The 12,361-nt window shown below is 72.9% G+C and carries 11 protein-coding genes; 8 read left to right on the forward strand and 3 right to left on the reverse strand.

Annotation, left to right across the window (positions count from 1 at the left end):
* Window positions 1-61: 61 nt before the first annotated feature.
* Complete coding sequence (locus AB0D32_RS12995) at window positions 62-1,303, reverse strand: PEP/pyruvate-binding domain-containing protein (RefSeq protein WP_357088714.1); 1,242 nt, start codon at window positions 1,301-1,303, stop codon at window positions 62-64.
* 149 nt (window positions 1,304-1,452) lie between these two features.
* Between AB0D32_RS12995 and AB0D32_RS13000 the strand changes: the two genes are divergently transcribed.
* Window positions 1,453-2,127 (forward strand): transcriptional regulator, encoded by a 675-nt coding sequence (locus AB0D32_RS13000; RefSeq protein WP_357088718.1) that lies wholly within the window; start codon window positions 1,453-1,455, stop codon window positions 2,125-2,127.
* Window positions 2,128-2,136: 9 nt separating this feature from the next.
* A complete protein-coding gene (locus tag AB0D32_RS13005; RefSeq protein ID WP_357088721.1) occupies window positions 2,137-2,763 on the forward strand; it encodes a histidine phosphatase family protein in 627 nt (208 codons plus the stop codon).
* Between the two features lie 90 nt (window positions 2,764-2,853).
* On the opposite strand, the gene AB0D32_RS13010 is transcribed toward AB0D32_RS13005, so the two are convergent.
* Complete coding sequence (locus AB0D32_RS13010) at window positions 2,854-5,082, reverse strand: S8 family peptidase (RefSeq protein ID WP_357088724.1); 2,229 nt, start codon at window positions 5,080-5,082, stop codon at window positions 2,854-2,856.
* 397 nt (window positions 5,083-5,479) lie between these two features.
* Between AB0D32_RS13010 and AB0D32_RS13015 the strand changes: the two genes are divergently transcribed.
* From AB0D32_RS13015 to accD, 5 genes are read left to right on the forward strand one after another with little or no spacing between them, the layout of a single operon-like run.
* Window positions 5,480-5,908 carry a cupin domain-containing protein gene (locus tag AB0D32_RS13015; protein ID WP_357088727.1) on the forward strand — a complete coding sequence of 143 codons (429 nt, stop codon included), beginning with the start codon at window positions 5,480-5,482 and terminating at the stop codon, window positions 5,906-5,908.
* Window positions 5,905-7,167, forward strand: a complete 1,263-nt coding sequence (locus tag AB0D32_RS13020) for a beta-ketoacyl-[acyl-carrier-protein] synthase family protein (RefSeq protein WP_357088730.1) — start codon at window positions 5,905-5,907, stop codon at window positions 7,165-7,167. The genes AB0D32_RS13015 and AB0D32_RS13020 overlap by 4 nt, the downstream gene beginning before the upstream one ends.
* The gene (locus AB0D32_RS13025; RefSeq protein WP_357088734.1) at window positions 7,164-8,375 is read left to right on the forward strand and encodes a ketosynthase chain-length factor; all 1,212 of its coding nucleotides are present in this window, start codon (window positions 7,164-7,166) and stop codon (window positions 8,373-8,375) included. The genes AB0D32_RS13020 and AB0D32_RS13025 overlap by 4 nt, the downstream gene beginning before the upstream one ends.
* 19 nt (window positions 8,376-8,394) lie before the next feature.
* Window positions 8,395-8,658 carry an acyl carrier protein gene (locus tag AB0D32_RS13030; RefSeq protein WP_357088737.1) on the forward strand — a complete coding sequence of 88 codons (264 nt, stop codon included), beginning with the start codon at window positions 8,395-8,397 and terminating at the stop codon, window positions 8,656-8,658.
* Window positions 8,659-8,714: 56 nt separating this feature from the next.
* Window positions 8,715-10,343: an acetyl-CoA carboxylase, carboxyltransferase subunit beta gene (gene accD / locus AB0D32_RS13035; protein ID WP_357088741.1), complete on the forward strand. Its 1,629-nt coding sequence runs from the start codon at window positions 8,715-8,717 to the stop codon at window positions 10,341-10,343.
* A 48-nt stretch (window positions 10,344-10,391) separates the two neighbouring features.
* Here accD and AB0D32_RS13040 read toward each other — a convergent pair whose 3' ends face one another.
* Window positions 10,392-11,117 (reverse strand): response regulator transcription factor, encoded by a 726-nt coding sequence (locus tag AB0D32_RS13040; protein ID WP_357088744.1) that lies wholly within the window; start codon window positions 11,115-11,117, stop codon window positions 10,392-10,394.
* Window positions 11,118-11,562: 445 nt separating this feature from the next.
* Here AB0D32_RS13040 and AB0D32_RS13045 point away from each other — a divergent pair, with 445 nt between their 5' ends.
* Window positions 11,563-12,336, forward strand: a complete 774-nt coding sequence (locus AB0D32_RS13045) for an AfsR/SARP family transcriptional regulator (RefSeq protein ID WP_357088747.1) — start codon at window positions 11,563-11,565, stop codon at window positions 12,334-12,336.
* Window positions 12,337-12,361 lie beyond the last annotated feature (25 nt).

The raw sequence follows: 12,361 nt of genomic DNA on the forward strand, positions 1-12,361 counted from the left end.
CCGGGGTCGGATCACTCGTACCCGGATCTGCGGTGGTGCCCGGCTGACGGGCCCCTTCCTGCTACCGCCCCCTGGTCAGCACGATCCGGCCGGTGTTCCCGTCCACCTCGACCGTCGCGCCGTCGGGCAGCGCCGTCATCGCGTCCGGGACCGCCAACACAGCGGGCAGGCCCAGTTCGCGGGCCACGATCGCGGCGTGCGAGAGCAGTCCTCCGGTCTCGGTGACCACCGCGGCCACCACCCCGAACAGCGGGGTCCACGCCGGGTCCGTGGTCCGGCACACCAGCACGTCGCCGGGCCGCACCTCGGCGAAGCCGCTCGGGCCACGCACCACACGCGCCGGTCCCGCGGCGATCCCGGGGCTTCCGGGCGTACCGGTCAACAGGGTGCCGTCCGAGGCCGGGCCGGACGGTGCGGCCCGCGCGGTCGGTAGGGCGGCCGTGACCGGGCGGGCCTGCAGGATCCAGATCCGACCGTCGGCGATCGCCCACTCGACGTCCTGCGCTCCGCCGAGCAGGTCCTCGATCTCGCGGCCCAGTCGCGCGAGGTGGAGTACGACGTCGTCGGCGAGGCAGGGGCGGTCCCGGTCGGCGGGCGGCACCTCGCGGATGACGACCTGCGTACGCACCCGGTCCATCCGGGTGTCCTTGACGCCGATCGTCCGGCGGGTGACGGCGTCGCCGGACACCACCCAGGAGTCCGGGGTGACCTGGCCGCTCACCACCCGCTCGCCGAGCCCCCACGACGCCTCGACCCGGATGGTGGTCCCGGTGAACAGCACACCCGCGACGTCGGCGTCCACGAGACGCTGCACCAGCACGGCGGTCGCCGGCGGGTCGGCACGCACGTCTGCTGCCTGCCGTCGCCGGTACGCGACGGCACGCTCGGACCACAGCGAGGCCCAGCACCCGCGTACCGCGTCGGCCACCTGGTCGGGCCCGCGGACGCCCAGGAAGGTGTCGTGCTGGCCCGCCGCCGCGGCCCCGGCGCCGTCCTCGCTGGTCGCCGAGGAACGCACGGCGACGTACCCGTCGCCCGACGGGCCGGTTATCCGGGTGAGCGCGTGGGAGATCTCGTCGACCAGCGCGGGGGAGAGGGTCGCCCGATCGAACAGCAGGCGCGCGGCGTCGGCCCCGTGACGGGTGGCCGCGGTGAGGTCGAGGCCGGCCACCGCCTCCTCGTAGGCGTGTGTCGGCACCACGAACCCGGGCGGTACCGGCAGCCCGGACCTGAGGAGTCGGGCGAGCGGGGCGGCCTTGCCGCCCGAGGTGGCGTGATCGGCGTCAGCCAGGTCTGTCAGCACCGCTTCTCCCGCATCGGCTTCTCCCCGTCGGACGACCGCCGTCGCCCACGCGCTGCTGGGCCGTCCACCCCGACACGCTACTGGCCGCGGTTCCGCCAAGGCCGGCCCGGCGACCTCCTACCGCGTTGACGTCCGGGGCGGGAGCCTGGATGCTCGGGATCATGTCGCACACCTCGTCGGCGCGCTGGTGTTCGCCGCCGCACCTGCTGGTCCTGCACGCCGTGCGGGTGATCGGCATGGCCGACGACATCGCGGTCGCCCGTCGCACCGGCCTCGACCGACACGAGGTCTCCGAACTGCTCCTGGACGACGAGGCCCACGGTTGGGTGACGCACGTCGGGTTCGCGGGCACCAGCGGATGGACGCTGACCGAGCGGGGCCGGGCCGAGGACACCAGAAGGCTCGCCGAGGAGCTCGACAAAGCCGGGGCCCGGGCCACCGTCGAGGAGGCGCGCCAGGGATTCGAACCCCTGAACGCGCGCCTGGTGCGCGCGTGCACCGACTGGCAGTTGCGGCCCGAGGCGGATGACCGGCTCGCGGTCAACGACCACAGTGACCCGACGTGGGACGCCCGCGTGCTGGACGAACTTTCCGCGCTCGCCGGCGACCTGACCCAGTTGGTCGGCGGCCTCGCCGACACGCTGGTGCGGTTCCGCGGCTACGACGAGCGGTTCTCCGCGGCCCTGGCACGCGCCCGCGCGGGGCAGAAGCAGTGGGTGGCCGGTGTCGGCGTGGCTTCCTGTCACGCCGTCTGGATGGAGCTTCACGAGGACCTGATCTCGACCCTGGGAGTGGCGCGTGGCGCGGAGTCGGGGTCCCCATAGTCTGGCGTCATGGCGACCCGACGTCTCTACGTGGCACGACACGGTGCGGCGGACGCGTTCGGTGAGCTCACCGACGTCGGGCGCCGGCAGGCGAGCCTGCTGGGCGAACGGCTCGCCGGCGTGCCGGTCGACGCCGTGTGGCACTCGCCGCTGCCACGCGCCGCGGCGAGCGCGCGGGAACTCGCCCGGCACCTGCCGAACTTGCCCGTGGCCGAGGCCGCCGAGCTCGTGGACCACGTGCCCTACGTTCCCGACGCGGCCGAGCTGCCCCGGTCCCGGGCCGGCTTCTTCGACGGGTACGACGAGACCGAGGTGGCCTCGGGCGAACGGCTCGCCGAGGCCCTGGTGGCCCGGTTCGCGAGAGCTTCCGACCCGGCGACGAAGGGGACGGCACCCGGCGGGTCGCCCGGGACGCACGAGGTCCTGGTGACGCACGCGTTCCAGGTCGCGTGGCTGGTGCGGCACGCACTGGACGCGCCGCCGTCCCGGTGGCTCGGCCTGAACAGCGCCAACACGGCGCTGACGGTGATCGACTACCGCGACGGCCTGCCGCCCACGATCGTGATGTTCAACGACATGAGCCACCTGCCGACCGACCTGCGCTGGACCGGGTTCCCGGCGGCCGTTTGGCCGTGAGCTCCGCCGACCGGTGCGATCCCACCACGTGGCCGACCGAGGCCCCGGCTGGAGTCCAGCCGGGGCCCCGGTGGGGTGGCGCCGCTGCTGCTAGAGCGTCAGCGTCCAGGTGTTGATGTAGCCGGTGTCGGCGGAGGCCGCGTCCTGCACCCGCAGCTTCCAGGTGCCGTTGCGGGCCTCGGAGGAGAGGTTGACGGTGTAGGTCTGGTTGATGTTGTCCGTCGAGCTGCCCGTACGGTTGTGCAGGACGTAGGCGCTGCCGTCGGGGGCGACGAGGCTGACGACCAGGTCACCGATGTAGGTGTGGACGATGTTCACGTTGACGGTGCTGGTGGCGGAGGCGTTGCCGGAGCAGCCGCTGATGGTGATCGGGCTCTCCACCGTGGTGTTGTCGGGGACGGTGACGTCGGTGCCGTTCGTGCCGGTGCAGCCCGGGGGCGTCCCGCCGACCAGGTTGAGCGTCCAGGTGTTGAGGTAGCCGGTGTCGCCGGAGGCGGCGTCCTGGACCCGCAGCTTCCAGGTGCCGTTGGCGGCCTCGGAGGAGAGGTTGACGGGGTAGGTCTGGTTGATGTTGTCGGTCGAGCCGCCGGTGCGGTTGTGCAGGGTGTAGACGCTGCCGTCGGGGGCGACGAGGCTGACGACCAGGTCACCGATGTAGGTGTGGACGACGTTCACGGCGACGGTGCTGGTGGCGGAGGCGTTGCCGGAGCAGCCGCTGATGGTGATCGAGCTTTCGACAGTGGTGTTGTCGCCGATGGTGACGTCGGTGCCGTTGGTCTGCGAGCAGCCGGGCGGCCCGTTGACCGTCAGCGTGTACGACGCGGTCTGGGTGGTGACCGTGCCGGTGCCGGTGACGGTCACCGGGTAGGTGCCCGGCGCGGTGGTGCCGGTGGTGGAGACGGTCATCGTGGCGGAGTTGCCGGAGGTGACCGACGCCGGGCTGAAGCTCGCCGTGGCCCCGGCGGGCAGGCCGTTGGCGGAGAACGTCACCGTCTGCGCGCTGCCGACCGTGGTGGTGGTGCCGACGGTCGCGGTGACCGAGCTGCCCGGGTTGACCGTGCCGGAGGTCGGCGCCACCGACATGGCGAAGTCCTGCGTCGGCGTGCTGATGTTGCCGACGTAGAGCAGCTTGTTCGGCGAGCCGGTGCCCGGGTTGGTGACCTTGCCGTTGGTCGCGTCGTTGACGAGCTTGTCGCGGACCTGCTGCGGGGTGTACGACGGGTTGGCGGCGAGCACCAGCGCGGCCGCGCCGGCCACGTGCGGGGTGGCCATCGACGTGCCGCTGATGGTGTTGGTGGCGCTGTCGCCGGTGTGCCAGGCCGAGGTGATCGACGAGCCCGGGCCGAAGATGTCCAGGCAGGTGCCGATGTTGGAGTAGTCGGCCCGGGCGTCGGTGCTGGTCGTCGCCCCCACGGTGATCGCGTTGGGGGTGCTGGCCGGCGAGACGTTGCAGGCGTCGGCGGAGTAGTCGTTGCCGGCCGCGATGGCGTAGCTGACGCCGTCGGCGATGGAGGCGGTGACCGCGTCGTTGACGGCCTGGTCCTTGCCGCCGCCGAGGCTCATGTTGGCCACCGCCAGCTCACCGGGGTCGTGGTCGCCGGTGACCCAGTCGATGCCCGCGATCACCCCGGCGTACGTGCCACTGCCCCCGCAGTCGAGGACCCGGACGCCGACCAGGGTGACGTTCTTGGCGATGCCGTACGCGGTGCCGCCCACGGTGCCGGCGACGTGGGTGCCGTGGCCGTTGCAGTCGTCGGCCGCGCCGCCGTCCACCGAGTCGAAGCCGGTGACCGCGCGGCCGCCGAAGTCGCTGTGCGAGAACCGGATGCCGGTGTCGATGATGTACGCCCGGACGCCGGAGCCGTTGTTGGGGTAGGTGTAGGAGTTGTTCAACGGCAGGTCGCGCTGGTCGCTGCGGTCCAGTCCCCACGACGGGGTGGGGCTCTGCGTACCGGAGATCCGCATGACGTGGTTCTGCTCGACGTACTTCACCGACGGGTCGGCGGCCAGCCGCCGGGCCTGCGTGGCGGACATCCGGGCTTCGAACCCGCGTACCGTGTTCTGGTAGGTCCGGGCGACGGTGCCGCCGTGCCGACCGGCCAGAGCGCGGGCGTTGCCCGTGACCTCGGCCCGGGTCACCGCGGTGTCCTTGAACACCACGATGTACGAGTCGGAGACCGCGGTGGCGCCGCCGGCCTGGAGGATCTGCCCCTCGGCGGGAGCGGCCGTCGCCGGAGTGCCGAACGCCACCGCGGCGGTGACCGCGGCCGTTGTGACGCCCAGACGCCAGTGGCGCCCGGACAGGCGGGGGAGTTTCATCAGTCGTCCCTCTCCTGACGCCCGGATCCGGTGCGGGGTGGTGCAGAGACCCGGGATGGTTGATCTGGTCGGGGTGATGCTAGGCGGTGATGTATTCAGATGTATAGATGAAAGAATTTCCGCGTTTCCCGCTGATTTCCGGCGGATGTGAAGGACTTGCCGTGCCGACACGCCGGTTTTTGCGTCATCGGTCGAGGCCGGCGTCCCACCCACCGGAGCCGGTCCGACGTGGCGACAGGCGCTGGCGTGGGAGCGGCGGGTGGTCGGTGTCCCGGTGCTTCCAGCGCTTCTCGACGCCGCCTCTGCCCGCCGCTGACAGCCTCACCGCAGCGATTCCGCCGGCCCGCAGCGCGTGTGCGCCGGTTCGGCGGTCACCTTCGAGCTTGAGGAGCACGCGGTGGCTGACACGTTTCCGTCGACAATCTCCCGCGCCGAGGTGCCGGCCAACCGCCGACGGGGCGGCGACATCCGGGTCCTGCTGAGCCCGCGCACGGTGGCGGCCACGGCGGGGTTCATGGGCATCCTGACGCTGGCGTCGGGCGAGTACGTGGCCGAGCACTACCACCCGTACTCGGAGGAGTACCTGTACGTCGTCGAGGGCCTGCTGACGCTCACGATCGACGGGCACGCCATCGAAGTCGGGGCGGACCAGGCGGTGCTGGTGCCGATCGGCGTCCGGCACCGCGCGGAGAACCGTGGCGGGCAGACCGTGCGGGCCGTCTTCCACCTCGGCCCGCTGGCGCCGAGCCCGGAGCTGGGGCACGTCGACACCGAGGAACTGCCGCACCCGGGCGAGCACCAGGTCGTCGTGGGGGACCGCGCGTGAGTGGCCGGCGCGTGGTGATCGTCGGCGTCGGCGTGGTCGCGCCGGGCGGCATCGGGCGCAAGGCGTTCTGGGACCTGATCTCCGCCGGGCGTACGGCCACCCGGCCGATCTCGCTGTTCGGTGCGAGCGGATTCCGGTCCCGGATCGCTGCGGAGTGCGACTTCGACCCGCTCCTGGAGGGGCTCAGCCCGCAGGAGGCCCGCCGGATGGACCGTGCCGCGCAGATGGCGGTCGTCGGCGCCCGCGAGGCCGTTGCCGACAGTGGCCTGGACTTCGAGGCGCTGCCGCCGGAGCGCACCACGGTCAGCGTGGGCAGCGCGGTCGGCTGCACGACGGGCCTGGAGGAGGAGTACGTCGTACTGAGCGACGGCGGCCGTCGGTGGCTCGTCGACCACACGTACGGCGTGCCGCACCTCTACGGCTACATGGTCCCCAGCACGATCGCGACCGAGGTGGCCTGGACCGTCGGCGCCGAGGGACCGGTCGCGCTGGTCTCCACCGGCTGCACGTCCGGGCTGGACGCGGTCGGCCACGCGGTGGAGGTGATCCGCGAGGGCACGGCGGATGTCGCGCTGGCCGGCGCCACCGACGCACCGATCTCGCCGATCACCGTCGCCTGCTTCGACGCGATCAAGGCGACGTCGGCGAAGAACGACGAGCCGTACAGCGCATCCCGGCCGTTCGACCGGCGCCGCGACGGCTTCGTGCTCGGCGAGGGCGCGGCGATGTTCGTCCTGGAGGAGTACGAGCACGCGCGCCGCCGTGGCGCCGAGCCGTACGCCGAGGTGGCCGGCTTCGCCAACCGCAGCAACGCGTACCACATGACCGGGCTGAAGCCGGACGGCCGGGAGATGTCCGAGGCCATCGACGCGGCGCTGCGGCAGGCCCGTCGCGCGCCGGGCGACGTGGACCACGTCAACGCGCACGGCTCCGGCACGAAGCAGAACGACCGGCACGAGACGGCCGCCTTCAAGCGCAGCCTGGGCCGGCGGGCGTACGAGGTGCCGATCAACTCGATCAAGTCGATGGTCGGGCACTCCCTCGGCGCGATCGGCTCGATCGAGATCGCGGCGTGCGCGCTCGCGCTGCGCCACCAGCTCGTGCCCCCGACGGCCAACCTGCACCACGCCGACCCCGAGTGCGACCTGGACTACACGCCGCTGGTGGCCCGGGAGGCGCGGCTACGGACGGTGCTGAGCGTGGGCAGCGGCTTCGGCGGCTTCCAGACCGCGATGGTGCTGACCGGGGACCGCTCGTGAGGGCCGCCGTGATCACCGGGCTCGGCGTGCTGGCGCCGACCGGCCGTACCGTGGCGGAGCACTGGTCGTCGGTGCTGGCGGGGCGTTCGGCCCTGGCCGGCATCACGCACTTCGACGCGTCGTCCTATCCGGCGCGGGTCGCCGGCACCGTGGCCGGGTTCGCGGCGCGCGAGCAGGTGCCCGGCCGGGTCGTGCCGCAGACCGACCGGTGGACCCACCTCGGGCTGGCCGCGGCGGCGCAGGCGCTCGACGACGCCGCCCTCGACCCGGCCGCGCTGCCCGAGTACGAGATGGGCGTGACGACCGCGAGTTCCTCCGGCGGCACCGAGTTCGGCCAGCGCGAGATCGAGGCGCTGTGGCGGGACGGGCCGGGGCACGTCGGCGCGTACCAGTCGATCGCCTGGTTCTACGCGGCGACGACCGGGCAGATCTCCATCCGGCACGGCATGCGCGGCCCGTGCGGCGTGCTCGTCACCGAGCAGGCCGGCGGGCTGGACGCGATCGGCCAGGCTCGCCGGCTGGTCCGTGGCGGCCTGCGCGCGGTCGTCACCGGCGGCACGGACGCGTCGCTCTGCCCGTACGGGCTGGTGGCCCAGCTCAGCTCCGGCCGGCTGAGCACCGGCACCGATCCGGCCCGCGCGTACGCCCCGTTCGACGTGGACGCCGCCGGTCACGTGCCGGGCGAGGGCGGTGGCATGCTGATCGTCGAGGAGGCGGAGGCCGCGACCGCGCGCGCCGCCGCCCACCGGTACGGCACCGTCGCGGGGTACGCCGCGACGTTCGACCCGCCGCCCGGATCGGCCCGGCCGCCCGCACTCGGCCGGGCGATCACCGCCGCGCTGGCCGACGCAGGGCTGCGGCCGGAGCGGATCGGCGCGGTGTTCGCCGACGCGGCAGCGGTCCCCGAGTTGGACCGGCAGGAGGCGCACGCGATCGCCGGCGTCTTCGGCCCGTACGGCGTGCCGGTCACCGCGCCGAAGACGATGACCGGCCGGCTCTACGCCGGCGGTGCGGCGCTGGACCTGGTGACCGCGCTGCTGGCGCTGCGCGACGGCGTGATCCCACCGACGTCCGGCGTCCGGCACCCGGTCGACGAGCTGCGGCTCGATCTGGTGCGTGACGGGCCACGGCAGGCCGACCTGGAGCACGTGCTCGTGCTCGGGCGCGGTTTCGGTGGCTTCAACGCCGCAGTGGTCCTGTCCCGATGAGTTCCCGACGTACCGAGGAGTGGGCGTGCCCGAACTGACCCTGGAAGACCTGAAGCGGATCCTGCGCGTGGCCGGCGGTGAGGACGACCCGGAGACGCTCGACGGCGACATTCTCGACGTCTCGTTCGCCGACCTCGGATACGACTCGCTGGCGATGCTGGAGACGGTGAGCCGGATCGAACGCGAGTTCGGCACGTCCCTGCCCGACGAGTTGGTACCCGACATGCCGACACCCCGCGTCGCGCTCGACACCATCAATTCCCGGCTGCGCGCGGCGGCCTGATCCACCGGCCGGGCCGGGCATCGTCCGGCGGGGCCCGACGGGAAGGAGACGGCCGTATGACATCGGCCGGCACGACCGACGAGACCGTGACGGCATTCGTGCGCTGCCCGGCCTGCGGACTGATCACGTACGCGCGGCGCCTGGCCCGGGCGGGCGGCGTGTGCCCGGAGTGCGGCGCGCACGGGCGGCTGTCCGCGCCCGAGCGGCTCGCGCACCTGCTGGACGACGGCATCGCGACGCCGCTCCCCGCGGACGATCCGGTGCGCGACCCGCTGGCCTTCGCCGACTCCCGGGTGTACCCGGACCGGCTCGCGGCGGCCCGGAACGCGACCGGGCTGGACGAGGCCGTCGTCTGCGCGCGGGGCACGATCGGCGGCGTTCCGGTGCTGGTGGCCGTGATGGACTTCGGCTTCCTGGGCGGCAGCCTCGGCGCGGTGGTCGGCGACCGGATCACCCGCGCTGCCGAGGCCGCCCTGGCGGAGCGGACACCACTGATCATCGTGACCGCGTCCGGCGGCGCGCGCATCCAGGAGGGCGTGCTCTCGCTGATGCAGATGGCGAAGGTGAGTCAGGCCGTCGCGGCGCTGGACGACGCCGGCCTGCTCACCGTCTCGATCATCACCGAGCCGACCTTCGGCGGCGTCGCCGCGTCCTTCGCGACCTGTACGGACGTGCTGATCGCCGAGCCCGGAGCCCGGATGGGCTTCGCCGGTCCGCGGGTGATCGAGCAGACCGTCCGGGAGCGGCTGCCGGACGGGTTCCAGACCGCCGGCTTCCTGCTCGACCACGGGATGGTCGACATGGTCGTACCCCGCGGCGACCTGCGCGCCGTGCTGGGCCGCCTGCTCGCGGTGACCCGACCGGCGGTGCCCGCCGAGGTCGCCGACGTGGTGGTCCGCGACCCGGCCGCGCTGCCGGAGACCGACGCGTGGGACGTCGTGCGGGCGGCGCGCGACCCGGAGCGCCCGACCACGGTGGACCACGCCGGCGCCCTGCTCGACGGCTTCGTCGAGCTGCACGGGGACCGGCTCGCGGGCGACTGCCCGGCGGTCGTCGGCGGGGTCGGCATCCTGCGCGGGCGGCCGGTGCTGCTGCTCGGGCACCAGAAGGGGCACACCACCCGCGAGCTGATCGAGCGCCGGTTCGGCATGGCCTCGCCGGAGGGCTACCGGAAGGCGGCCCGCCTGCTGCGGCTGGCCGCCAAGCTCGGGCTGCCGGTCGTCACGCTGGTCGACACGCCGGGCGCGTACCCGGGCGTCGCGGCAGAGGAGCGCGGCCAGGCGCTCGCCGTCGCGGAGATCATCAAGCAGCTGTGCTCGCTGCCCGTGCCGGTGGTCTCGGTGATCACGGGGGAGGGCGGCAGCGGCGGGGCGCTCGCGTTCGCGGTCGCCGACCGGGTGCTCTGCCGGGCGGACGCGTTCTACTCGGTGATCAGCCCGGAGGGGTGTGCCGCGATCCTGTGGAAGGACGCCGCCGCGGCGCCGCAGGCCGCCCGCGCGCTGCGGCTCGGTGCCCGGCACCTGCTGGCCTCGTCGGTCGTGGACGGCGTGCTGCCGGTGCCGGCCGACCCGGCGGCGGCGGTCGCGGCCGTGGGCGACGCCGTCGCGGTCGCCCTGGGCACGCTCGACGGGACCGGCCGCCGCGAGCTCGTCGCCGCGCGGCGCGCGCGGTTCCGCCGGTACTGATCGTGCGGGGCCGGCACCGTCGTCGTCCGCCGACTGGCCGCCACCGGCTCAGTGGTACGGATGCGCCGTCTTGTCCGGCGGCTGCGGAGGATCGCCGTCGACCCGCGGCGCAGGGATCAGCGCGGCCCCGATCGCCTTGTTCACCGCGTCGATGCGCGACACCGCGTTGAGCTTGTTGAACACGTGCCGCAGGTGCCGCTTGACCGTGCCCTCGCTGATGAAGAGGCGGCGGGCGATCTGTGAGTTGCTCAGCGCCTCGGCCGCGAGCGAGAGCACGTCGTGCTCCCGGCGCGAGAGTTGCACCGTGCGCGACACCACCGGGAACACGTCGCGCTCCCGGTGGCCGTCGCGGGCGCCGCCCGGCAGGGCCACCGGGCGGCGCCGGGCCGGCAGGATCAGGTGGACCCGACCGTCGTCGCGGCCCACGCCGCGGATGGTGGCGAGCAACTCGTCGCTGGAGACGCTCTTCGGCAGGTACGCCCGGATGCCCAGCGCGAGCAGGTCCGGCACGATCCACGTGTCGTCCTGCCCGCTCAGCACGACGATGCCGCTCCCCGGCCCGTGCGCGCGCAGCGCGCCGACCACGTCCAGGGTGGTGGGACCGGTCAGTTCCCGGTCGACAAGCACGACGTGCGGACGGTGGGCGGTGGTCAGGACGACCGCGTCCGCCGTGCGCGGGTCGGGCGCGTCGTGGATCACCGAGAGGTCGGGCTCTACGTCGATGATGCGGCGTACGCCCTCCCAGAAGAGCGTCGTTCCGCCGAGCGTCAACACCCGTATCGGTTCTTCTGCCCGGGGTGCGGCAATATGTGCCGGATGAGTCGCGGCGCCGGTTCCATGTGGTGGTGAATAACCCGTCAACAGTGCCCCCGATGCCTGTTTAGGTCGTCCGCGATAATCCTGCCGTATCATCCAGTCGCAGTCCAGCCAACGGGCAGTCGCAATGGCGATAGCGAATGTCAGGGCGTGCCTATAAGGTCCGCTATCGCCAGGTATCGCAGTGTTCATGGACAGTGCCGCGGTGATCTCCTGGCAGGTGTCTGCGGGATGACCCGAAGGGGGTGGTTGCCCTACCCCCTTCGGCCAGAGCCGCTCGCGCGGCCGATGTAATTGGCGTTTGTTCAATAGTCTCGACGTGGCCGGATCGATCAGGAATTCGGTTGCCGAGACAATTGGAAATGGCTTGTGTGACGGGGGTAACAAAGTGATTCACTATCGCATGCTCGGTCCACTCGAGGTCGAGGTCGACGGCGCATTCCGCACGCCGACCGCGCCGAAGAACCGGCAGGTTCTCGCCCTGCTGCTGCTGAGCCCGGGCCGGGTCGTCCCGATCGAGTCGTTCATCGAGGAACTCTGGGACGCGGATCCGCCGGCGAGCGCGGTGACGACGACCCAGACGTACATGTACCAGCTCCGCAAGATCCTGCACGGGGACGACGGTCGCCGCGAGCCGGTGCTGCTCACCCGCGCGCCCGGCTACCTGCTCCGGGTCCAGCAGGGGCAGACCGATGTGGAACTGTTCGACCGGTTCGCCGGGCAGGGCCGGGCGATGCTCGCCGCCGGCGAGGTGCAGCGCGCCGCGGAACGGCTGCGCCAGGCCCTCGCCCTCTGGCGCGGCCCGGTGGCGATGCCGGACGTGAGCTGCGGCCCGCTGCTGCAGGCCCACCTCGCGGCACTGGAGGAACGGCGCATCCGGGTCCTCTACGAACGGATCCAGGCCGACCTGATGCTGGGCCGCTACGCCGACCTGGTAGCCGAGCTGCGCCGGCTGGTCGCGGAGCGTCCGCTGGACGAGTGGTTGCACTGCCGCCTGATGGCCGCGCTCTACGGCCTGGGTCGCCGGGGTGAGGCCCTGGCCGCCTACCAGCAGGCCCGCGACGTGCTCCAGGAGCAACTCGGCCTCGATCCGTCCGCCGCCCTGCGGCGGATGCAACGCCTGGTGCTCGCCGGCCTGCCGCTCGACGCCGCACCGGCATCCTCGCTGGTCTCCTGAGGACGGTCCCTACCGCTAAACGCCA

The sequence above is a fragment of the Micromonospora sp. NPDC048170 genome (genome assembly GCF_040652795.1).
Taxonomy (GTDB): domain Bacteria; phylum Actinomycetota; class Actinomycetes; order Mycobacteriales; family Micromonosporaceae; genus Micromonospora.